We start from the raw sequence: 19,997 nt of genomic DNA, 5'->3' as shown, positions 1-19,997 counted from the left end.
TCAGAAGCGGAAGCTGAAGCGGTGGACGACGCCCAGCCGGACCGAGGGCTGCGCCGTGTCCTCGACGATGGGCGAATCCGCCGCGTCGCCGGTGAGCCGGGTGTAGCGCGCCTCGCCCAGCACCGCGAGGCTGTCGGTCAGCGCGTAGCGCCCTTCCAGCGACAGGGAGTGCGCGTAGACGCCGCCGTCGGGCGAGAAGGGGGCATGGCCGCTGGTCGTGGATTCGTCGGCGGAGATCCCGAAATAGGTGTCCACGAACTTCTCGTTCGCGAAGTCGGCTTCGGCGCCTGCCCACAGGGTCAGGCGGTCCGAGGGCTTGATGCGGTATTTCGCGCCGAACTCGCCCACCACGCCGTCGTGGCCGCCGAAGCCGCGCCGCGCCGCGACATAGCCGAAGGCGTCGCCCACGGAATACTTCAGCCGCGCCCCGACCTCGCCCGATGCGTCGATGTCGTCGAGACCGGCGAGCGCGTCGCTGTCCCCCGCCTCGCGGTCGCCGCGATAGTTGAAGGTCGGCACGATCGACAGCCCGTCGGCGGACCCGTCCTGCGTCAGCGCCTGCCCGGGGCGGACCACGTCGACGTTCCTGAGGATGACCCAGGGCGATGCCTGCGTCTCGGCAGAGCCGGGATAGTCGGGCCCGTGGACGGCGCCCAGGCCCACGTCCGCCGCGATCCCCCACCCGTCCTGCGCCTGTGCGGGAACGGCGGCCAAGGCGGCCAGCGCGGCAGCCGATGCGAGGACGACGGATTTCATCTGGAACGCGACCTTTCAGGGACAATTCGGCGGACACATGGACCCGGTCTCGTCCGATGACAACCCGGTCCACGCGTCATTGTTGCACCGAGTCGTTGAAAATTGCTGAAGCTGCGCGGTCAGCCCTTTTCGGCCGCCTCCAGCCGCTCCAGCGCCTCCATCCACAGCGCTTCGGCGCGGGGCAGGGCAGCGGTCGCCTCGGCGTGCTTGCGGCCCAAAAGCTTCGCCTCGTGCGGGTCGTTGTACAGCGCGGGATCGGCCATCTTCTTCGCGATCCGGTCCAGCATGTCGGTGATCTTTTCCACCCGCTCCTCGCTGCGCCGCACCTCGGCCCGCAGGTCCAGGATCGCGTCGCGGCCGGGCCGTTTCGCGGCGGCCCTGGGCGCGGGGGCGGGCTCGGCCGCCGCCGGCGCGGCGTCGCCCGCGAGCAGCGACCGGCGGTAGGTTTCCAGATCCTCGGCATAGGGCTTCACCGCCCCGTCCGCGACCAGCCACAGCCGGTCCGCGACCAGTTCCAGCAGGTGCATGTCGTGGCTGACCAGCACCACCGCGCCGGTATAGTCGTTCAGCGCCTCGGTCAGCGCCTCGCGCGATTCGATGTCGAGATGGTTGGTCGGCTCGTCGAGGATCAGCAGATGCGGCGCGTCGATGGTCGCGAGCAGCAGCGACAACCGCGCCTTCTGCCCGCCCGACAGCGCCCCCACCTTCGTTTCCGCCTGCGCCTCCATCAGGCCGAAGCCCGCCAGCCGCGCGCGCAGCCGGGCCGGGTTCTCGTCGGGCCTGAGGCGGCGGACATGGGCCAGCGGGGTTTCGTCCAGATGCAGCTCGTCCACCTGGTGCTGGGCGAAGTAGCCGACCCGCAGCTTCGACGAGCGCGTCACCCGCCCTTCCATCGCGGGGAGGCGGTCCGCGAGCAGCTTCGACAGCGTGGACTTGCCTTGCCCGTTGCGACCCAGAAGCGCGATCCGGTCGTCCTGGTCGATCCTCAGGTCCAGCCGCCGCAGCACCGCGCGGTCGCCATAGCCCACCGCGACGCCCTCGAGCGACAGGATCGGGGGCGACAGCTGGTCGGGCTGGGGGAAGGTGAAGCGGTGGAACTTCGCCTCCTCCGGCGCGGTGATCGGCTCCATCCTGGCAAGCGCCTTGATCCGCGACTGCGCCTGCGCGGCCTTGCTGGCCTTGGCCTTGAAGCGGTCCACGAAGCTTTGCAGGTGGGCGCGCCGCGCCTCCTGCTTCTTGGCCTCGGCCGCCTGCAGCGCGCGGCGTTCCGCGCGGGCGCGCGCGAAGGCGTCGTAGCCGCCGGAATAAAGCGTCAGCTTGCGGTCATCGAGATGCATGATCGACCCCACGGCCCGGTTCAGCAGGCCGCGGTCGTGGCTGATGATGATGACGGTGTGAGGGTAGCGGGCAAGATAGCCTTCCAGCCACAGCGCCCCTTCGAGGTCGAGGTAGTTGGTCGGTTCGTCCAGCAGCAGCAGGTCCGGCTGCGCGAACAGCACGCCCGCCAGCGCCATCCGCATCCGCCAGCCTCCCGAGAAGTCGCCCGTGGGCCGCGCCTGGTCCTCGGGCGGGAAGCCCAGGCCTTGCAGGATCGCTGACGCGCGCCCCTCGGCCGACCAGGCGTCGATGTCGGCAAGGCGGGTCTGGATCTCGGCGATCCGGTGCGGGTCGGCGGCGGTCTCGGCTTCCGCCAGAAGGGCATGGCGTTCCGTGTCGGCCGCGAGGACGGTTTCCAGGACGCTGCGGCTGGTCGCGGCCGATTCCTGTGCGACGCCGCCAATGCGGGCGCGCGAGGGAAGGGTGATCGAACCCCCGTCCAGCGACAGTTCGCCCCGGATCAGCCTGAACAGCGTGGTCTTGCCGGCGCCGTTGGGGCCGACGAGGCCGACCTTGTGGCCGCCCGGGATCACGGCCGAGGCGTGCGAGAACAGGGGCCGTCCGGCGATGGAGTATGAAATGTCGTCGATGCGGAGCATGGCGGGGGCTTGCCTCAAGCCGGCTGGCGGGTCAATCGCGGACGGGCCGGACCGGGGCGACACCGGGTCGTGGACGATAAGACTTGATCGGCAAGGCCCCGCGCCCTACATTGTGGCGGCAACGTTTTTCTATCTGCTCTGTCTCCGTCATCGGCTTCAGTATGCTGTTACGACTGACTGCGCCGGGTCATCGCACTTCCGCGGATGACGTTTGAAGGAGAAATCACGATGGCCAACGGCACCGTGAAATGGTTCAACTCGACCAAAGGCTTCGGCTTCATCCAGCCGGAAAACGGCAACCGCGACGTGTTCCTGCACATCTCGGCGCTGGAACGCGCCGGCCTGCAGGCCCCGGCCGACGGTCAGAAGGTCAGCTACGACCTGGAAACCGGCCGCGACGGCCGCGAATCGGCGTCGAACGTCAAGTTCCTCTGATCTTTCGGTCGATCTGATGACGAAGGGCGGCCCGGCGGGGCCGCCCTTTTTCGTTGACCGGCACGACGCAAGGACAAAGGACGGCCTCGCAGGGCCGCCCTTCACCCCGTCAGCGGGCGCGGATCACAGGCCCATGCAGTTCGCGTAGTAGGTGACGGTCGCGGGCCAGTCCGAGAAGATGCCCTTCACGCCGACTTCCTGCGCCAGCGTGTCCACGATCTCGTAGACGGCGGCGTCGGTCGTCGCGACATCGGCGACCGAGCCGTAGTACCAGCCGCCCCTGTTTTCCGGCGTGATCGGGCCGGAGCGTTCCAGCGACCACGAGATCATGTCCATGCCGGCGGCCTTGATCGCCTCGGCATAGGCGGACGGGACCATGTCGCCGCCGGTGCCCGGCGTCACCAGCGCGAACAGCGGCGGGGCGATGGTCCTGATGCCCTTGTCGGCCAGCGGCTGCGGGGCGTACTCGCCCCACGTATCGGGCTTCTGGACGTCGAAGCCTTGGACGCGGTCGGGGTCGACCAGATAGACGGCGGTCGCCGCGAACTCCGGCTCGGCCTTCAGCCAGTGGTCCATGTGCTCCATCTCGAACGTCTGCAGGTGCACGTCCGAGGCGGGGATGCCGGCGGCCTTGTATTCGTCCACGATCGCCTGGGCATAGTCCTCGGTCGTGTAGCCGTCGAACGGCATGTCCACGATCGCTTCCTTCAGCTCGGGCGTGAACTTCGCGCCCAGCGCCCTGAACAGCTCGATCGACTGGGCGTGCGTCATCAGGTGCGCGCCGTTGGTGTAGAGGTCGGTCCGGAAGGGGGCGTTGCCCTTCTGGTAGTCCTCGGCCGTGGTGGCGGTCGGGTCGGACGAATCCATCTTGGGCGACAGCGTCTGGAACTCGGCCAGCGTCAGGTCCGAGGTGCGGCACTCGGCCGTGGCCTCGGCGCCGTTCGCGGCCGGGGTGAAGGGCGTCGTGCACTTCGCGGCAAGCGGGGTGGACAGGATGTTGGTGGTGGTGTGCAGGTCGTTCTGCGCGTGGCGGCAGACGAGCTGCCTGTCGGCGGTGAAGGTCACGTCGCATTCCAGCACGCCCGCGCCCATCGCGGCGGCGGCGAGGTTCGATTCGACCGTATGTTCCGGGAACATCAGCGGCGCGCCGCGATGGCCGATGGAGAACGCGGTGACCTTCGGGGTCTGGTCCTTGCAGGACATCAGCTTGTCCTTGAGCGCGCCGGCCGGCAGCTGGTCGATCAGGTAGAACGGGCGGGGGCCGTAGGTCGGCGCGGGACGGGTCGCGCCGGCGAAGTCGTAGGCGGCCGCGTCCGCGACGGTGGTCGCGGGCGCGGGAGTTGCGGGCGTGGCGGTCGCGGGCGCCGTGGTCGTGGGCGCCGTGGTCGCGGGCGCGGGGGCCTGCGCGGCGGCGAGCGCGGGCATGAGGGCGATCAGCGCGGCGCCGCGCAGAAGGGCAAGGGACATGGAAGCTCCGGTCACGAGGTTGCGGGTCGGGTTGCAGGTTGCTGGCGCAAGCTATGGCGGACGTGCGACGGCATGATCACGGTTCCGTGTCGGCCTTGCAACGGTCGCGACGGGCTGCCCCCGCGCCGCGCGCGGCCTTTCGCCGGGGTTTCCTTCGGCCCGGGCCCATGCTACCGGCCCGCCCAATCGCAACACCAGCACCTGACATCAACGAGGACATCATCATGGCCGTCGAACGCACGCTGTCGATCATCAAGCCCGACGCGACCCGCCGCAACCTGACCGGCAAGATCAACCAGAAGTTCGAGGATGCGGGCCTGCGCATCGTCGCGCAGAAGCGCATCTGGCTGACCCCGGAGCAGGCCGGCAAGTTCTACGAGGTCCACAAGGACCGTCCCTTCTTCGGCGAGCTGCGCGACTTCATGGCATCCGGCCCGGTCGTCGTGCAGGTGCTGGAAGGCGAGAACGCGATCGCCAAGAACCGCGAAGTGATGGGCGCGACCAACCCGGCCAACGCCGACGCGGGCACCATCCGCAAGGAGTTCGCCGAGTCGGTCGGCGAGAACTCGGTCCACGGCTCGGACGCGGCCGAGACGGCGAAGGAAGAAATCTCGTTCTTCTTCTCGGGCCTCGAGCTGGTCGGCTGATCCGGTCCACCTCGTGCAATAAGGAAAGCGCACCGCCGTCGGGCGGTGCGCTTTTTCATTTCGGTGGTGCGCGTCACATCATGCGCGCGACCATCCAGACCGCCATGCCGATCATGACGAGATTTTCGGTCAGCGAGACGAACCCCAGCGGCACGTTCGACTGCCCGCCGACGCAGGCGCATTTCAGTTCCCGCCGGTCGACGTAGACCGCCTTGAACACCGACACCGCGCCGATCGTGCCGATCACCAGCGCCACCGGCGCCATCAGCCAGACCGCCGCGTTCGCGACCATCAGCAGGCCGACCAAGGCCTCGGCCCACGGATAGACGCGGGCATAGCGGGGCACGCGCCGGGCCAGCAGGTCGTAGCCGAGGAAGCCGTTCACGAAGCCCTCGACGTCGCGCAGCTTCTGAAGCGCGAGCAGCGCGGTCGCGAAGCCGAGGAACAGCTGCAGCGTATAGGCGGTCGCCAGCGCGGCTGCCCCGCCGACGCCCCAGGCCACGGCAAAGGCGAGCGCGGCGGCCATCCCGAAGATCGCGATGACGGGCGTGTAGGTCAGCGCCTTCGGGTCGTGGACCTTCAGGCCCAGGTGCCGGCGCAGGTCGTCGTGCCCGCCGATGCGTTCGCCGCCGATCCACACCTGCGGCGTCGTGGGGACGCCGTGGCGGGCCTTGAAGGCATCGGTTTCCTCGCGCGTGCGCAGCGGGTGGTCCTCGACCTCGAACCCGTTGCGGCGCAGCAGGTCCAGCGCCTTCAGCCCGGACGGGCAGATGTGCTGGGGCGTCATCATGCGGTAGATCACGGCGCGGCGCGGCTGCTCCGCGGCCGCCCCTCGCATCATCCCGGTGGTTGCCGTCATCGCATCGTTCCTTTCATCAGCGGCGGGCGCGGTCGAACAGGGCGACCAGCTCGTCCACCTTTGCCTGCGTTTCGGTCGCGTCCCCCGCGGTGATCGCGTCGCGGACGCAATGGGCGGCGTGGTCGCGCAGGATCTCAGCCTCGGCCCGCGCGAGCGCGGACTTCACCGCCTGCATCTGCGTCAGGATGTCGATGCAGTAGCGGTCCTCGGCCACCATGCGCGAGATGCCCTGCACCTGCCCGGCGATCCGGTTCAGCCGCTTCACCTTCGCCTCGCGCCGGTCGGGGGAGTGGTCGTGGTTCATTCCAAATACCTCTGGGGGGTATATGGCAGACCGATCCGGTCGCTTCAAGGGGGCGCCCGCGTCGGTTGCCTGCCGCCACGCCAGCGGGTATCGGATGAGCCAAGCAAGGGGGAACAGCATCATGCGCGCATTCGTCTTTCCCGGGCAGGGCGCCCAGACCATCGGCATGGGCCGCGAACTGGCCGAGGCCTATCCGGCCGCGAAGGCCGTGTTCGACGAGGTGGACGAGGCGCTGGGCGAGAACCTCTCCGGCCTGATCTGGTCCGGCGACATCGAGACGCTGACGCTCACCCGCAACGCCCAGCCCGCGCTGATGGCGACCTCGATCGCGGCGCTGCGGGCGCTGGAGGCGGAGGGTTTCTCCATCACCGACGCGGATTTCGTCGCCGGGCACAGCCTTGGCGAATATTCGGCGCTGTGCGCGTCGGGCGCGATCAGCCTGTCGGACACGGCGCGGCTTCTGAGCATCCGCGGGACCGCGATGCAGGACGCGGTGCCGGTCGGCGTGGGCGCCATGGCCGCGATCCTGGGCCTGGACTTCGCCGCCGTGGACGAGATCGCGCGCGAGGCGGCCGGCGACGAGGTGTGCCAGGCGGCCAACGACAACGACCCGGCGCAGGTCGTGATCTCGGGCCACAAGGCGGCGGTGGAACGCGCGGCGGCGCTGGCGAAGGAACGCGGCGCCAAGCGCGCGCTAATGCTGCCGGTGTCGGCGCCGTTCCATTGCGCGCTGATGCAGCCGGCGGCGACCGTGATGTCCGACGCGCTGGCGGGGGTGGAGATTTCCGAGCCCGCGGTGCCGCTGATCGCCAACGTCCGCGCCGAGCCGGTGACGATGCCGGGCGCGATCCGGCAGTTCCTGGTCGAGCAGGTGACGGGCCCCGTGCGCTGGCGCGAATCGGTGGCGTTCATGGCCGACCAGGGGGTGACCGAGTTCTGGGAGATCGGCGCGGGCAAGGCGCTGTCGGGCATGATCCGTCGCATCGCCCCGGACGCCGCGACCCGCAGCGTCGGCACGCCCGCGGACATCGCGGCGCTGAAGGGCTGAGGCCACGCCCGCCCGGGCGCTGCCCCGGCCGGGATATTTCCAGACAGAAGATGAGGCACTGATGTTCGACCTTACCGGAAAGACCGCGCTGATCACCGGCGCCTCGGGCGGGATCGGGGGCGCGGTCGCCTCTGCGCTGCACGGGGCGGGGGCCGCCGTCGCCCTGTCGGGAACGCGCGAGGCGCCGCTGCGCGAACTCGCCGACCGGCTGGGCGAGCGGGCGCATGTCGTCACCGCGGACCTGGGCGACGCCGCCGCGGTCGAGGCGCTGCCCAGGCAGGCGGCCGAGGCGATGGGGTCGGTGGACATCCTCGTCAACAACGCGGGCATCACACGCGACAACCTGTTCATGCGGATGTCGGACGAGGAATGGGCGCAGGTGATCGACGTCAACCTGACCTCGTCCTTCCGGCTGGCGCGGGGCGTGCTCCGCGGGATGATGAAGGCGCGCTGGGGCCGGATCGTGACGATCACCAGCGTCGTCGGCACGACCGGCAACCCCGGCCAGGGGAACTACGCCGCCGCCAAGGCGGGGCTGGTGGGGATGTCGAAGAGCCTCGCCTACGAGGTCGCCTCGCGCGGGATCACGGTGAACTGCGTGGCGCCGGGCTTCATCGAGACCGCCATGACGGACAAGCTGAACGACGAGCAGAAGGGCCGGATCCTGACCCAGATACCCGCCGGGAAGATGGGCGCGCCCGACGACATCGCGGCGGCGGTCCTGTATCTTGCAAGCCCGCAGGCGGGCTACGTCACCGGCGCCACGCTGCACGTCAACGGCGGGATGGCGATGATCTGACGCAACCTCCGGCACGCCTTGCGGGCCGTGGCGAGACGGCGCAAGGCGGGCGGGAAAGCAGTTGCAGAAAGCGCGGCCGTTGCTATACCCCGGATCAAGGCCGCAGGGGAACCGCCCGCGGCTGTCGTCGGTGACTGCCGGCAACACTGGGCGGATGCCCGCAACTGAGGATGAAACATGAGCGACATCTCTGATCGCGTGAAGAAGATCGTTGTCGAGCACCTGGGCGTCGACGAGGAAAAGGTGACCGAGAACGCGTCGTTCATCGACGACCTGGGCGCCGACTCGCTGGACACCGTCGAGCTGGTCATGGCGTTCGAGGAAGAATTCGGGATCGAGATCCCGGACGACGCCGCCGAGACGATCCAGACCTTCGGCGATGCGGTGAAGTTCATCTCGGGCGCGACCGCCTGATTGGCGAACCGACGAAGCGAATGGCCGCACGGCGTCCCGAAAGGGGCGCCGTTGTCGTTTCCGGCCCCTCCACGCCGATCTTGCGCCCCGTGCAGGGGCGCCTTGCGCGCCGGAACCTCCTGCCATGCCGGCCGGTTGTGCCCGCGACCCACAGCAACAGGAGAGAACCCATGTCCGTGAACCTTCAGGGCCTCAAGGACAACGCGCGCAAGACCGCCATCACCGAACTGCAGGCGTGCATGGCCGACGGCACCTCGCTGTCGCTCGCGCTGAAGCAGGCGCACTGGAACGTGAAGGGGCCGAACTTCATCGCCGTCCACGAGCTGCTGGACGAGGTGAAGGACCGGCTGGACCCGCAGATCGACAACATGGCCGAGAGGATCCAGCAACTCGACGGCGTGGCCGTCGGCACGGTCGAGGAAGTGGCGCGGGCGACCCGCCTGAAGCCCTATCCCACCGACCTGACCAGCGTGGCGGACCACCTGCGCGAGATCACCGACCGCTTCCGCAGCTATGGCGAGCGGGTGCGCGCCGCCATCGACACCACCGACGACGCGGGCGACGCCTCGACGGCCGACGTGCTGACCGAGGCCTCGCGCCAGGCCGACAAGGACCTGTGGTTCCTGCAGAGCCACCTGGACTGAGAACGGCGGGTCGGGACGGCGCCCGCTTTGCAACGGCCGGGCCGGGGGGCTATCTTCCCGGCCATGCCGTCCCCCGACCCATCCCCCGATTCCGAGCCGCGCTTCATCCACCTGCGCTGCCATTCCGAGCATTCGCTTCTGGAAGGCGCGATCCCGGTCAAGAAGCTCGCGGGCCTCGCCGCCGCGAACGGAATGCCTGCCGTCGCGCTGACCGACACCAACGCGCTGTTCGCGGCGCTGGAGTTTTCGGTCAAGGCGATGGACGAGGGCGTTCAGCCCATCGTCGGCTGCCAGGTCACGCTGGACGCGGGGCCCGCCTGCGGCCCGGTCGTCCTGCTGGCGCAGGACCAGGGCGGATGGATGAACCTGATGGCGCTCTCGACGTGCCTGTACGTCACGCCGGTCAAGGACGCGCCGCACCTTACGATGGAGGAGCTGGCCCGCCACTCGGCCGGGCTGATCTGCCTCAGCGGCGGGGCGACCGGCCCGCTGGGGCAGCTTGCGGCGGCGGGAAAGCTCGACGACGCGCGCGCCCATGCCGCCGCGCTGCACGGGATCTTCGGCGACCGGCTCTATGTCGAGCTGCAGCGCCACACCCAGGACAACGGCCAGCCGATGCCGGCCGAGGCCGCGTCCGAGGGGCCGATGATCGACATCGCCTACGACATGGGCCTGCCGCTCGTGGCCACCAACGACGTGTATTTCCCCAAGCCCGAGATGTTCGGCGCCCACGACGCGCTGATCTGCATCCGCGAGCGGGCGATGGTGGACCAGCCCGGCCCCCGCCGCCGCCTGACCTCGCAGCACCACTTCAAGTCCGCCCGCGACATGGCGATGCTGTTCGCGGACCTGCCCGAGGCGGTGGAAAACACCGTCGAGATCGCCCGCCGCTGCGCCTTCGCGGTCGCCAGGCACAAGCCGATCCTGCCGCGCTTCGCCGACGACGAGGTGGAAGAACTGCGCCGGCAGGCGCGCGCCGGGCTCGAGGCGCGGCTCGCCGTCATCCCCCACGCCGTCAGCGTCGAGGACTACGTTGCGCGGCTGGAGTTCGAGCTGGGCATCATCGAGCAGATGGGCTTCCCCGGCTACTTCCTGATCGTCGCCGACTTCATCAAGTGGGCCAAGCAGAACGGGATCCCGGTCGGCCCCGGCCGCGGCTCGGGCGCGGGCAGCCTCGTCGCCTACGCGCTGACGATCACCGACCTCGATCCCCTGCGCTACAGCCTCCTGTTCGAGCGGTTCCTGAACCCCGAGCGCGTCTCGATGCCCGACTTCGACATCGACTTCTGCATGGACCGGCGCGAGGAGGTGATCGACTACGTCTGCCAGAAATACGGCCGCGAGAAGGTGGGCCAGATCATCACCTTCGGCGCGCTCCTGTCCAAGGCCGCGGTCCACGACGTGGGCCGGGTGCTGGGCATGGGCTTTTCCCAGCGCGACAAGCTGTCGAAGATGATCCCGCTGGAAGGGGTCAAGCCCGTCAGCATCACCAAGGCGCTTGCCGACGAGCCGCGCCTGCGCGAGGCCCGCGACGCCGAGGAGAACGTAGCCCGGATGCTCGACTACGCCGCCAAGGTCGAGGGGCTGTACCGCAACGCCTCGACCCACGCGGCGGGCGTCGTGATCGGCGACCGGCCGCTGGACCAGCTGGTGCCGCTGTATCGCGACCCCGGCAGCGACATGCCGGCGACGCAGTTCAACATGAAGTGGGTGGAACAGGCGGGGCTGGTGAAGTTCGACTTCCTCGGCCTCAAGACGCTGACCGTGATCCAGAACGCGGTGGACCTGATCCGCGCGGGCGGGCGGCACCTGCACATCGCGGCCGACGGGCGGCAGCTTTACGACCCGCCGGAAGCGGCCATCGACGAGATCAACGCGATCCCCCTGGACGACGAGGCGAGCTACCGCCTGTTCGCCGCCGCGCGGACGGTCGCGGTGTTCCAGGTCGAAAGCTCGGGGATGATGGACGCGCTGCGGCAGATGCGGCCCACCTGCATCGAGGACATCGTCGCGCTGGTCGCCCTGTACCGGCCGGGCCCGATGGAGAACATCCCGACCTATTGCCGGGTGAAGAACGGGCTGCAGCCGCTGGAATCGATCCATCCCAGCATCGACCACATCCTGGCGGAAACGCAGGGCATCATCGTCTACCAGGAACAGGTGATGCAGATCGCGCAGGTCATGGCCGGCTACAGCCTTGGCGGCGCCGACCTCCTGCGCCGCGCGATGGGCAAGAAGATCGCCGAGGAAATGGCGAAGGAGCGGCCGAAGTTCGTCGAGGGTTCGAAGGCGCAGGGCGTGGACGAGAAGAAGGCGGGCGAGGTCTTCGACCTGCTGGAGAAGTTCGCCAACTACGGCTTCAACAAGTCGCACGCCGCCGCCTACGCGGTCGTCAGCTACCAGACCGCGTGGCTCAAGGCGAACCACCCGGTCGAGTTCATGGCCGCCGTCATGAACTGCGACATCCACCTGACCGACAAGCTGGCCATCTATCGCCGCGAGGTGGACAAGATGGGGATCGAGGTGATCCCGCCCTCGGTCAACCGCTCGCAGCCGATGTTCAGCGTGGATCAGGGGCGGATCGTCTATGCGCTCGGCGCGCTGAAGAACGTGGGGGTTGAAGCGATGAGGACGCTGGTCGCGGCGCGCGGCGACCGCCCGTTCCGCGACCTCACCGACTTCGCCCGCCGGGTGCCGCTGCGCCAGGTGGGCAAGCGCGCGCTCGAGATGCTGGCCCGCGCGGGCGCCTTTGACGAGCTGGATGCGAACCGCGCGCGGGTGCTGAAGTCGCTTGACGCGCTGGTGGCGTGGTCCACGGCGGTGCAGGACGCGGCGCGGTCCAGCCAGTCCTCGCTTTTCGGCGGCGGCGAGGACCTGCCGCCCCCGCGCCCCGCGCTCGCGTCGGTCTGGATGCCGGCCGAGAAGCTGGCCGAGGAACGCGCCGCGATCGGCTTCTACCTGTCCGGGCATCCGCTCGACGACTACCTGCCCGCGCTGAAGCGCAAGGGCGCGATGACGCTGGCCGAGGTGCAGGCCGCCTCGCTGGGCGGCCCGCTGGTCGCGCAGATCGCGGGCACGGTCGCCGCGCGGGCCGAGAAGAAGTCCGCCAAGGGCACCCGCTACGCCTTTGTCACGCTGTCCGATCCGAGCGGGCTTTACGAGGTCACGGTGTTCTCGGACCTTCTCGACGCCGCCCGCCAGCACCTGGAGCCGGGCGAGAACGTGCTGCTGACGGTCAACGTCGAGCCTTCGGGCGAGCAGGTGAAGATGCTCGCGCGGGCGGCCCAGCGGCTTGAGGACGCGGTGGCGGACGCAGGCTCGGGCAAGCTCGCGGTGGAAATCGCCGACCCGGCCACGGCCGTCGCGGTGCTGGACCGGCTGCGGGTCGTCAGCGGCGAGATCAGCGCCTCGTCCCGGGGGCGCGGGCCGCTGCTGATGCGGGTGCGCGAGGGGACGGCAGTCTACGACATCGAGGTCGGGCAGAACGTGCCCGTCACCCCGAAGATGCGGCAGGCGCTGCGCGCGGTCGAGGGCGTGATCGACGTCACCGAGGAATAGGGGCGGACTCCGATCTGGGCGGTTGCCCGCGCAGGCGCCGCTTGGCACTGTGTCGTGACAACCGCGGAAGGAAAGATCGTCGATGACCCGCCTGCTGCCCCTGCTTGTCCTGATGCTCGCCGCCTGCGGCCCGGCCCCGGCCCCGACCCGCACGGCATCCACCGGCGGAACGGCGAACGGCGCCCTCGTCGATCCCGCGGCGCTTTATTGCAGCGGTCTCGGCGGCTCGGTCGTCCAGCGCGTCGCGGGCGGCCGCCGCGCCGATCTGTGTCGCCTTCCCGACGGGCGCACGGTCAGCACCGCGGATCTCGTCAACAGCCACAACGACCTCTGAGGCGAGCGTCTTCCTTGCCGGAACAGCCCGGGCTGTGCCGGGCTTCGACCCCATTCACGGGCAGCGCGCCCTGCGCCGCGCCCGCAACCCGCCCGAGGGCCGCGCCAGCCGATGACCGTCACCCCGCAGATCCACCAGCCCCCGTCGCAGGGGGCGGTCCGCGCGCTTCTCGCCGCGACCGCGCCGCGCGCCGCGTCGTTCATCGTCACGATCTACGGCGACGTGGTCGAGCCGCGCGGGGGCACGCTGGCGATGGCCACCCTGATCGACAGCTGCGCGCGGCACGGGATCAGCGAAAGCCTTGTCCGCACCGCCGTCTCGCGCCTCGTGGGGGCGGGGCGGCTGGTGGGCGAGCGGATCGGGCGGCGCAGCTTCTACCGCCTGTCCGCCCCCGCGCAGGAGGAGTTCCGCCAGGCGTCGCGCATCATCTTCGCGCCGCCGCCCCCGCCGCAGGGCTGGCTGGTCGCGCTGGCGCCGCCCGGCGCGGCGTTGCCGGACGGCTGGGTTTTGCTGAGCCCGCAGGTGATGATCGCGCCCCGGCGCGACGGCCTGCCGACGCCCGGGGGCGCGGTGCTGGCCGCGCACGGGATCGCCGGGCTGGAGGCGCTGCCGGCCTTTGCCGCGCAGCACTGGCCGCTGGCCGAGGTCGCGCGCAGCTACCGCGCCTTCGTCGATCGTTTCGCCCGGCTCGCGGCGGCGGGTCTGGCCGGGATGCTGACCGACGAGGACGCGCTGGCGCTGCGGCTGCGGCTGATCGACGAATACCGCCACGCCGCGCTGGCCGATCCGCGCCTGCCCGCGGACGCGCTCGGGCCCGACTGGCCGGGCGGGCGCGCCTGCGCGGTCTTCCGCCGCATCTACCTGGACCTGTCGCCCGCCGCCGACCGCTTCGTCGGCCGCAACTTCGCCGATGCGGCCGGCCTGCTGCCGCAGGCGACGCCCGAAACCGAACGCCGCGCGGCCGCGATGCGGGCGGCGATCTGAAGCGTCACAGGGAATCCGCAGTTCGTGCTTTTCTCGTGACGTGTCCTGCCCTATAGTGACCCCCGTCGGGTTCAGGGGAGGACGCGGGCCATGTACGCGCAGATGGTGAAGTCCGAAGGCACGGCGGCCGCCGAGATGTCGCCCGAGGAGCGCGCCTTCCAGGACCGCATCGACCGCGGCGAGAAGATCGAGCCGCGCGACTGGATGCCCGACGACTACCGCAAGACGCTGATCCGCCAGATGGGCCAGCACGCCCACAGCGAGATCGTGGGCCAGCTGCCCGAAGGCAACTGGATCACCCGCGCGCCCACGCTGGAACGCAAGGCGATCCTGCTGGCCAAGGTGCAGGACGAGGCGGGGCACGGGCTCTACCTCTACAGCGCGGCCGAGACGCTGGGCGTGAGCCGCGACGAGCTGTTCGAGAAGCTGCATTCCGGCGCGATGAAATACAGCTCGATCTTCAACTACCCCACGCTCACTTGGGCCGACATGGGCGCGGTCGGCTGGCTGGTGGACGGTGCCGCGATCATGAACCAGGTGCCGCTGCAGCGCACCTCGTACGGGCCCTACGCCCGCGCGATGGTCCGCATCTGCAAGGAGGAAAGCTTCCACCAGCGCCAGGGCTACGCGATCATGATGAAGATGGCGCAAGGCACGCCCGAGCAGAAGGAGATGGCGCAGGACGCGCTGAACCGCTTCTGGGGATCGGCGCTGATGATGTTCGGCCCGTCCGACAAGGACTCGGTCCACTCCGCCCGGTCGATGGCGTGGCGGATCAAGATGAACACCAACGACGAGCTGCGCCAGAAGTTCGTGGACGAGACGGTGCCGCAGGCGGACTACCTGGGCCTGACCGTCCCCGACGAAACCTGCGTCTGGAATGCCGAGCGCGGGCATTACGACTTCGCCGATCCCGACTGGGAGGAGTTCTTCGAGGTGCTGAAGGGCAACGGCCCGTGCAACGCCGAGCGGCTGCAGGCGCGGCGGGACGCGTGGGAGAACGGGGCGTGGTTCCGCGACGGGCTGAACGCCTATGCCGGGAAGGCCGCCGCCCGCCGCGCGGCCGCCGCGCTCGCGGCCGAATGAAGGGGGCGGCGATGACCAGGAAGGAATGGCCGCTCTGGGAGGTGTTCATCCGCGGCCAGCACGGGCTCAATCACCGCCACGTCGGCAGCCTGCACGCGCCCGACGCGGGAATGGCGATCAACAACGCCCGCGACGTCTATACGCGGCGCAATGAAGGCGTCTCGATCTGGGTGGTGCGGTCGTTGGACATCGCGGCATCGAGCCCGTCCGACAAGGGGCCGCTGTTCGACCCGGCGGAAAGCAAGGTCTACCGGCACCCGACCTTCTACGACATTCCCGACGACGTGGGCCACATGTGATGCCGTCGCTGCCCGACATGGGGACGCCCGACGTCATGGCGCTGGCCCGGGCCGCCGCCGACGCGCAGCCGCACCCGCACGATCCGCATGTCGCCGACCTGGCGCTGCGGCCCGCGTTCTTCGACTGGCTCTGCCGCATGGGCGACAACGCCCTGATCCTGGGCCACCGCCTGTCGGAATGGTGCGGCCACGGCCCCGCGCTGGAAGAAGACATCGCCCTTGCCAACACGGCGCTGGACCTGATCGGCCACGCGCAGCTGTGGCTGGGCCTCGCGGCCGAGGTCGAGGGGCAGGGGCGGTCAGCGGACGATCTCGCCTTTCTTCGCGACACGCTGAAGTTCCGCAACGTGAAGCTGGTCGAGCTGCCGAACGGCGACATGGCCGTGACGCTGGTGCGGCAGTTCCTGTTCGACGCCTGGGCCTTCGGGATGCTGAAGGGCCTTGCGACCTCCACCAGCCCGCGGGTGGCCGGGATCGCGGCCAAGGCGCTGAAGGAAGTCAGCTACCACCTGGAACGGTCCTCGGACCTCGTGGTGCGCCTGGGCGACGGGACCGGGGAAAGCCACGCCCGGATGCAGGATGCGCTGGACCGGCTGTGGCCCTATGCGGGCGAGCTGTTCGCCGCCGACGCCGTGGACGAGGCTGTGGCTGCGGCGGGGATCGCGCCCGCGCTGGCCGACCTGAAGCCCGACTGGCAGCGCATCGTGGACGAGGTGCTGGCCGAGGCGACGCTGACGCGCCCCGAGGTCCGCTTCGACGTGCACCTGGGCGGCAAGCAGGGCCGGCACACCGAGCATCTGGGCTATATCCTCGCGCCCATGCAGTTCCTGCAGCGCGCCTATCCCGGCGCAAGCTGGTGACGATGCAGGCGGTGCCGCCATCGACGGCGCAGGTCTGGGACTGGCTGGCCGAGGTGCCGGACCCCGAGATCCCGGTCGTGTCCGTCACCGACCTCGGCATCATTCGCGACGTGCGCTGGCAGGACGGGACGCTGGTCGTCGCGGTGACGCCGACCTATTCCGGCTGCCCCGCCACCGCCGTCATCGACCTTGCCATCGAGGAAACGCTGCGCGCCCGCGGGATCGAGCATCTGCGGCTGGAACGCCGCCTGTCGCCGCCGTGGACGACCGACTGGGTGACGCAGGCGGGGCGCGAGAAGCTGCGCGCCTACGGCATCGCCCCGCCGATCGACGGCACCGCGTCCGACGGCGGCACCGCCGCCCGCGCGGCGCGGCTGTCGGGACGGTCGAACCTCGCCGTCGCCTGCCCCCGCTGCGGATCGGGCGCGACCGAGCGGGTCAGCCAGTTCGGATCGACCCCCTGCAAGGCCAGCTACCGCTGCACCGACTGCCTCGAGCCGTTCGACTATTTCAAGTGCCACTGAGAGGCGCCGAGAACCGCCATGCCCCGCTTCCACCCCCTCGAAGTGACCGACATCCGCCGCGAAACGCGCGACGCCGTTGTCCTGACCCTGCGCCCGCGGCCCGAGGACGCGGCGGCGTTCGCGTTCACGCAGGGCCAGTACCTCACCTTCCGCCGCGACTTCGACGGCGACGAGCTGCGCCGGTCCTATTCGATCTGCGCGGGGCTGGACGAAGGCTGCCTGCGCGTCGGCATCAAGCGGGTCGAGGGCGGCGCGTTCTCGACCTGGGCGAACGAGACGCTGCGCCCCGGCGACACGCTCGACGCCATGCCGCCGCAGGGCCGCTTCCACACGCCGCTTGAGCCGGGAAGGGCGCGGAGCTACCTCGGCTTCGCCGGCGGGTCCGGGATCACGCCGCTGCTGTCGATCATCAAGACGGTTCTTTCGCGCGAGCCCAAGTCCAGCTTCACGCTGGTCTATGCGAACCGCCAGACCGGCTCGATCATGTTCCGCGAAGAGCTGGAGGACCTGAAGAACCTTCACCTCGGCCGCCTGTCCATCGTCCACATCCTCGAAAGCGAGGGGCAGGAGATCGAGCTGTTCACCGGCCGGATCGACGCGGAAAAGATGGACTTGCTGTTCCGCTTGTGGATCGACGCCGAAAGCGTGGACACAGCCTTCATCTGCGGGCCCGAGCCGATGATGCTGACCATCGCCGACGGCCTGCGCCGGCACGGGCTTGCAGACGAGCAGATCAGGTTCGAGCTGTTCGCATCGAGCCAGCCCGGCCGCGCGAAAGCCCAGGCCGCGTCCCGCGCGGCCGAGGCCGCGGCCCATGCCTGCGAGGTCTCCGTCACGCTCGACGGTGCCACGCGGACGTTCCGGATGCCCAAGGACGGCACCTCCGTCCTCGACGCGGCCATCGCCCACCGCATGGACGCGCCCTATTCCTGCAAGGCCGGGGTCTGTTCGACCTGCCGCGCCCGGGTGCTGGAAGGCGAGGTCGAGATGGAGGTGAACCACGCGCTGGAGGACTACGAGGTCCGCGCGGGCTACGTCCTGTCGTGCCAGTGCATCCCGCTCTCGGACCGGCTGGTGCTCAGCTATGACGAATGAGATGCCGATCGGCGACTACCTCGCGCAAGGGACGAGATCCTTCATCCGGCGTCCCCCGGCGCGGCGGGCAGGAAGGTGCGGTCGATGGTGCGGGAATGGCCGCGGAACTCGGCGATGGTCGCGCCGTCGTCGTCGCGCGTCACGCGCACGTCGTAGATGCCCGACCGGCCCTTGCGCGTTACCTCGCGCGCGGTGGCGGTCAGGCGGTCGCCCAGCCGGCCGGGCGCGACGTAGGTGACCGAGCAGTGCTGCGCCACTGTCATCTGGTTGTAGGTGTTGCAGGCGAAGGCAAAGGCGCTGTCGGCCAGCGCGAACAGGAAGCCGCCATGCGCGTTCCCTTGCCCGTTGGTCATCGCGCGGGTCAGCGTCATGGCGACCGTCGCCTCGCCGGGCGCCACGTGAACGAGCTCCATCCCCAGCCCCTGCGATGCGTGGTCGTTCCGCCACATCGCGCGGGCGCAGGCCTGGGCCAGGTCAGCCGGGGTCATGGCGGCGGGATCGTCCATCTCAGGCGCCGCGGAAGTTCGGCGGGCGCTTGTCGAGGAAGGCGGCGACCCCCTCGGCATAGTCGGCGCTTTCGCCCGCCTGCCGCTGCAGGTCGCGCTCGCGGTCGAGATGGGCGTCGAAGTCGTTGTCCTGCGCTTCCTGGATCAGCCGCTTGGTCATCCCCAGCCCCAGCGTGGCCCCGCCCGCGAGCTTGCGGGCGAGCGCCGTTGCCTCGTCCATCAGCGCGTCGTCGTCCACGGCCTTCCAGATCAGCCCCCAGTCGGCGGCGGTCTGGGCGGCCAGGGGCTCGGCCGTCATGGTGAGCGCCTTGGCGCGCGGCTCGCCCAGGATGCGGGTCAGCGTCCAGCTGCCCCCCGCGTCGGGGACCAGCCCGATCTTCGAGAACGCCTGAATGAAGCGCGCGGACTTCGCCGCCAGCACGATGTCGCAGGCGAAGGCGACGTTCGCGCCCGCGCCCGCCGCCACCCCGTTCACGGCGCAGATCACGGGCTTCTCGAGCGACCGGATCAGCCGCAACAGGGGGTTGTAGGACGTGTCGAGCGTGCGGCCCAGGTCCACCCTGGCGCCCTTGCGCGGGTCGCGGTCGCCGAGGTCCTGCCCGGCGCAGAAGGCCCGGCCCGCGCCGGTCAGCAGCACCGTGCGGATCGCGCGGTCGTCGCGCGCCCGTTCCATCTGCGCCCGCAGGATCCGGTGCATGTCGTCGGTGAAGGCGTTGAGCTTGTCCGGGCGGTTGAGCGTCAGCGTCAGGACGCCGTCGTCCAAGGCCGCCAGCACGGTTTCCGATGTCGTCATTGATCCCCCCTGGTGCCTGTCGCGGGTTCCCGCCCGGCGGGTCGATGATGCATGCGCGGGCGGGGGGGTCAATGATCGCGCAAGGGGGCGGGTCGGCGCGCTAGTCCTTGATCGTTCTCAGGACCAGGTGCGTCTGCGCGCTGGCGACGGCGGGGATGGTGAACAGGAAGTCCTCGAGAAAGCGGTTGTAGGCGTCGAGGTCAAGGCAGACGACGTGGAGGTGGTAGTCCGAGCCGCCGGTGGTGGCGTAGCAGGCCCGCACCTCGTCCTTGGTGCGGATCATCCGCACGAAGTCCTTGACCAGCCCGCGGTCGTGGCGGGTCATCTGGACGTGGACGATGGCCTTGAACCCCAGCCCCATCGCCGCGTCGTCCACGTCGACGGTGTAGCGGCGGATCGCGCCGCGTTCCTCCAGCGCCCGGACCCGGCGCCAGCAGGACGACGCCGACAGGCCCATCCGCGCGGCAAGGTCGGTGTTCGGGATGCGGGCATCCTCGCGCAGCGCCGCGATGAGCCGTTGGTCGATCCCGTCCTCGACTGGCATGACGTTCCACAAAGCTGCCGATCAGCGGCAGGATTATCCCGGATCTGCCGCCCGCGCCATCCGAT

22 protein-coding genes are annotated in these 19,997 nt (G+C 70.0%); 14 read left to right on the top strand and 8 right to left on the bottom strand.

Annotated elements, in window-relative coordinates; genetic code table 11:
- Positions 1–756, bottom strand: a complete 756-nt coding sequence (locus ELI80_RS08360; RefSeq protein ID WP_136650636.1) for a MipA/OmpV family protein — start codon at positions 754–756, stop codon at positions 1–3.
- A gap of 119 nt (positions 757–875) precedes the next feature.
- Entirely contained in the window at positions 876–2,732 is a 1,857-nt protein-coding gene (locus tag ELI80_RS08355; RefSeq protein ID WP_136650635.1) for an ABC-F family ATP-binding cassette domain-containing protein, read from the bottom strand.
- A gap of 228 nt (positions 2,733–2,960) precedes the next feature.
- On the opposite strand from ELI80_RS08355, the gene ELI80_RS08350 reads away from it, so the two are divergent.
- On the top strand, positions 2,961–3,167 hold the full coding sequence (locus tag ELI80_RS08350; protein ID WP_136650634.1) for a cold-shock protein: 207 nt from the start codon (positions 2,961–2,963) through the stop codon (positions 3,165–3,167).
- Between the two features lie 123 nt (positions 3,168–3,290).
- On the opposite strand, the gene ELI80_RS08345 is transcribed toward ELI80_RS08350, so the two are convergent.
- Positions 3,291–4,634: a glycerophosphodiester phosphodiesterase family protein gene (locus ELI80_RS08345; protein WP_236641386.1), complete on the bottom strand. Its 1,344-nt coding sequence runs from the start codon at positions 4,632–4,634 to the stop codon at positions 3,291–3,293.
- A gap of 224 nt (positions 4,635–4,858) precedes the next feature.
- Here ELI80_RS08345 and ndk point away from each other — a divergent pair, with 224 nt between their 5' ends.
- Positions 4,859–5,281: a nucleoside-diphosphate kinase gene (gene ndk, locus ELI80_RS08340; RefSeq protein ID WP_136650633.1), complete on the top strand. Its 423-nt coding sequence runs from the start codon at positions 4,859–4,861 to the stop codon at positions 5,279–5,281.
- A gap of 73 nt (positions 5,282–5,354) precedes the next feature.
- Here ndk and ELI80_RS08335 read toward each other — a convergent pair whose 3' ends face one another.
- Positions 5,355–6,140, bottom strand: coding sequence for a MauE/DoxX family redox-associated membrane protein (locus ELI80_RS08335; RefSeq protein ID WP_236641385.1), 786 nt, complete (start codon positions 6,138–6,140; stop codon positions 5,355–5,357).
- Positions 6,141–6,156: 16 nt separating this feature from the next.
- A complete protein-coding gene (locus ELI80_RS08330) occupies positions 6,157–6,444 on the bottom strand; it encodes a metal-sensitive transcriptional regulator (RefSeq protein WP_136650632.1) in 288 nt (95 codons plus the stop codon).
- 121 nt (positions 6,445–6,565) lie between these two features.
- On the opposite strand from ELI80_RS08330, the gene fabD reads away from it, so the two are divergent.
- The 12 genes from fabD to paaE all read left to right on the top strand — a co-directional run bounded on the left by fabD (position 6,566) and on the right by paaE (position 18,089).
- On the top strand, positions 6,566–7,492 hold the full coding sequence (gene fabD / locus ELI80_RS08325) for an ACP S-malonyltransferase (protein WP_136650631.1): 927 nt from the start codon (positions 6,566–6,568) through the stop codon (positions 7,490–7,492).
- A 61-nt stretch (positions 7,493–7,553) separates the two neighbouring features.
- Positions 7,554–8,291, top strand: a complete 738-nt coding sequence (gene fabG / locus ELI80_RS08320) for a 3-oxoacyl-ACP reductase FabG (RefSeq protein ID WP_136650630.1) — start codon at positions 7,554–7,556, stop codon at positions 8,289–8,291.
- 177 nt (positions 8,292–8,468) lie between these two features.
- On the top strand, positions 8,469–8,705 hold the full coding sequence (locus ELI80_RS08315) for an acyl carrier protein (protein WP_136650629.1): 237 nt from the start codon (positions 8,469–8,471) through the stop codon (positions 8,703–8,705).
- 170 nt (positions 8,706–8,875) lie between these two features.
- Positions 8,876–9,349 (top strand): DNA starvation/stationary phase protection protein Dps, encoded by a 474-nt coding sequence (dps, locus tag ELI80_RS08310; RefSeq protein ID WP_136650628.1) that lies wholly within the window; start codon positions 8,876–8,878, stop codon positions 9,347–9,349.
- 63 nt (positions 9,350–9,412) lie between these two features.
- Positions 9,413–12,907 (top strand): DNA polymerase III subunit alpha, encoded by a 3,495-nt coding sequence (dnaE, locus tag ELI80_RS08305; RefSeq protein ID WP_136650627.1) that lies wholly within the window; start codon positions 9,413–9,415, stop codon positions 12,905–12,907.
- Between the two features lie 82 nt (positions 12,908–12,989).
- Positions 12,990–13,241, top strand: a complete 252-nt coding sequence (locus ELI80_RS08300; RefSeq protein WP_136650626.1) for a DUF333 domain-containing protein — start codon at positions 12,990–12,992, stop codon at positions 13,239–13,241.
- 111 nt (positions 13,242–13,352) lie between these two features.
- A complete protein-coding gene (locus ELI80_RS08295; RefSeq protein ID WP_136650625.1) occupies positions 13,353–14,225 on the top strand; it encodes a PaaX family transcriptional regulator in 873 nt (290 codons plus the stop codon).
- 90 nt (positions 14,226–14,315) lie between these two features.
- Positions 14,316–15,311: a 1,2-phenylacetyl-CoA epoxidase subunit PaaA gene (gene paaA / locus ELI80_RS08290; protein ID WP_136650624.1), complete on the top strand. Its 996-nt coding sequence runs from the start codon at positions 14,316–14,318 to the stop codon at positions 15,309–15,311.
- 11 nt (positions 15,312–15,322) lie between these two features.
- Entirely contained in the window at positions 15,323–15,610 is a 288-nt protein-coding gene (paaB, locus tag ELI80_RS08285) for a 1,2-phenylacetyl-CoA epoxidase subunit PaaB (protein ID WP_136650623.1), read from the top strand.
- Entirely contained in the window at positions 15,610–16,470 is an 861-nt protein-coding gene (gene paaC, locus ELI80_RS08280) for a 1,2-phenylacetyl-CoA epoxidase subunit PaaC (protein ID WP_136650622.1), read from the top strand. The genes paaB and paaC overlap by 1 nt, the downstream gene beginning before the upstream one ends.
- A 2-nt stretch (positions 16,471–16,472) precedes the next feature.
- Positions 16,473–16,994 (top strand): 1,2-phenylacetyl-CoA epoxidase subunit PaaD, encoded by a 522-nt coding sequence (gene paaD, locus ELI80_RS08275; RefSeq protein WP_136650776.1) that lies wholly within the window; start codon positions 16,473–16,475, stop codon positions 16,992–16,994.
- 18 nt (positions 16,995–17,012) lie between these two features.
- Positions 17,013–18,089 carry a 1,2-phenylacetyl-CoA epoxidase subunit PaaE gene (paaE, locus tag ELI80_RS08270; RefSeq protein ID WP_136650621.1) on the top strand — a complete coding sequence of 359 codons (1,077 nt, stop codon included), beginning with the start codon at positions 17,013–17,015 and terminating at the stop codon, positions 18,087–18,089.
- A 41-nt stretch (positions 18,090–18,130) separates the two neighbouring features.
- On the opposite strand, the gene paaI is transcribed toward paaE, so the two are convergent.
- The 3 genes from paaI to ELI80_RS08255 all read right to left on the bottom strand — a co-directional run bounded on the left by paaI (position 18,131) and on the right by ELI80_RS08255 (position 19,932).
- On the bottom strand, positions 18,131–18,577 hold the full coding sequence (gene paaI / locus ELI80_RS08265; RefSeq protein ID WP_136650775.1) for a hydroxyphenylacetyl-CoA thioesterase PaaI: 447 nt from the start codon (positions 18,575–18,577) through the stop codon (positions 18,131–18,133).
- Between the two features lie 19 nt (positions 18,578–18,596).
- Positions 18,597–19,388, bottom strand: a complete 792-nt coding sequence (paaG, locus tag ELI80_RS08260; protein WP_136650620.1) for a 2-(1,2-epoxy-1,2-dihydrophenyl)acetyl-CoA isomerase PaaG — start codon at positions 19,386–19,388, stop codon at positions 18,597–18,599.
- A 100-nt stretch (positions 19,389–19,488) separates the two neighbouring features.
- Entirely contained in the window at positions 19,489–19,932 is a 444-nt protein-coding gene (locus ELI80_RS08255; protein ID WP_136650619.1) for an Lrp/AsnC family transcriptional regulator, read from the bottom strand.
- Positions 19,933–19,997: the final 65 nt, after the last annotated feature.

This window comes from Paracoccus aeridis, assembly GCF_004923205.2.
GTDB lineage: Bacteria > Pseudomonadota > Alphaproteobacteria > Rhodobacterales > Rhodobacteraceae > Paracoccus > Paracoccus aeridis.
This window is presented reverse-complemented; position numbering and strand designations above follow the sequence as displayed.

What these genes read in the sequence shown, in the direction of transcription:
- ELI80_RS08360 (WP_136650636.1), bottom strand. Translation starts at nt 756, where the DNA reads ATGAAATCCGTCGTCCTCGCATCGGCTGCCGCGCTGGCCGCCTTGGCC.
- ELI80_RS08355 (WP_136650635.1), bottom strand. Translation starts at nt 2,732, where the DNA reads ATGCTCCGCATCGACGACATTTCATACTCCATCGCCGGACGGCCCCTG.
- ELI80_RS08350 (WP_136650634.1), top strand. Translation starts at nt 2,961, where the DNA reads ATGGCCAACGGCACCGTGAAATGGTTCAACTCGACCAAAGGCTTCGGC.
- ELI80_RS08345 (WP_236641386.1), bottom strand. Translation starts at nt 4,634, where the DNA reads ATGTCCCTTGCCCTTCTGCGCGGCGCCGCGCTGATCGCCCTCATGCCC.
- ndk (WP_136650633.1), top strand. Translation starts at nt 4,859, where the DNA reads ATGGCCGTCGAACGCACGCTGTCGATCATCAAGCCCGACGCGACCCGC.
- ELI80_RS08335 (WP_236641385.1), bottom strand. Translation starts at nt 6,140, where the DNA reads ATGACGGCAACCACCGGGATGATGCGAGGGGCGGCCGCGGAGCAGCCG.
- ELI80_RS08330 (WP_136650632.1), bottom strand. Translation starts at nt 6,444, where the DNA reads ATGAACCACGACCACTCCCCCGACCGGCGCGAGGCGAAGGTGAAGCGG.
- fabD (WP_136650631.1), top strand. Translation starts at nt 6,566, where the DNA reads ATGCGCGCATTCGTCTTTCCCGGGCAGGGCGCCCAGACCATCGGCATG.
- fabG (WP_136650630.1), top strand. Translation starts at nt 7,554, where the DNA reads ATGTTCGACCTTACCGGAAAGACCGCGCTGATCACCGGCGCCTCGGGC.
- ELI80_RS08315 (WP_136650629.1), top strand. Translation starts at nt 8,469, where the DNA reads ATGAGCGACATCTCTGATCGCGTGAAGAAGATCGTTGTCGAGCACCTG.
- dps (WP_136650628.1), top strand. Translation starts at nt 8,876, where the DNA reads ATGTCCGTGAACCTTCAGGGCCTCAAGGACAACGCGCGCAAGACCGCC.
- dnaE (WP_136650627.1), top strand. Translation starts at nt 9,413, where the DNA reads ATGCCGTCCCCCGACCCATCCCCCGATTCCGAGCCGCGCTTCATCCAC.
- ELI80_RS08300 (WP_136650626.1), top strand. Translation starts at nt 12,990, where the DNA reads ATGACCCGCCTGCTGCCCCTGCTTGTCCTGATGCTCGCCGCCTGCGGC.
- ELI80_RS08295 (WP_136650625.1), top strand. Translation starts at nt 13,353, where the DNA reads ATGACCGTCACCCCGCAGATCCACCAGCCCCCGTCGCAGGGGGCGGTC.
- paaA (WP_136650624.1), top strand. Translation starts at nt 14,316, where the DNA reads ATGTACGCGCAGATGGTGAAGTCCGAAGGCACGGCGGCCGCCGAGATG.
- paaB (WP_136650623.1), top strand. Translation starts at nt 15,323, where the DNA reads ATGACCAGGAAGGAATGGCCGCTCTGGGAGGTGTTCATCCGCGGCCAG.
- paaC (WP_136650622.1), top strand. Translation starts at nt 15,610, where the DNA reads ATGCCGTCGCTGCCCGACATGGGGACGCCCGACGTCATGGCGCTGGCC.
- paaD (WP_136650776.1), top strand. Translation starts at nt 16,473, where the DNA reads ATGCAGGCGGTGCCGCCATCGACGGCGCAGGTCTGGGACTGGCTGGCC.
- paaE (WP_136650621.1), top strand. Translation starts at nt 17,013, where the DNA reads ATGCCCCGCTTCCACCCCCTCGAAGTGACCGACATCCGCCGCGAAACG.
- paaI (WP_136650775.1), bottom strand. Translation starts at nt 18,577, where the DNA reads ATGACCCCGGCTGACCTGGCCCAGGCCTGCGCCCGCGCGATGTGGCGG.
- paaG (WP_136650620.1), bottom strand. Translation starts at nt 19,388, where the DNA reads ATGACGACATCGGAAACCGTGCTGGCGGCCTTGGACGACGGCGTCCTG.
- ELI80_RS08255 (WP_136650619.1), bottom strand. Translation starts at nt 19,932, where the DNA reads ATGCCAGTCGAGGACGGGATCGACCAACGGCTCATCGCGGCGCTGCGC.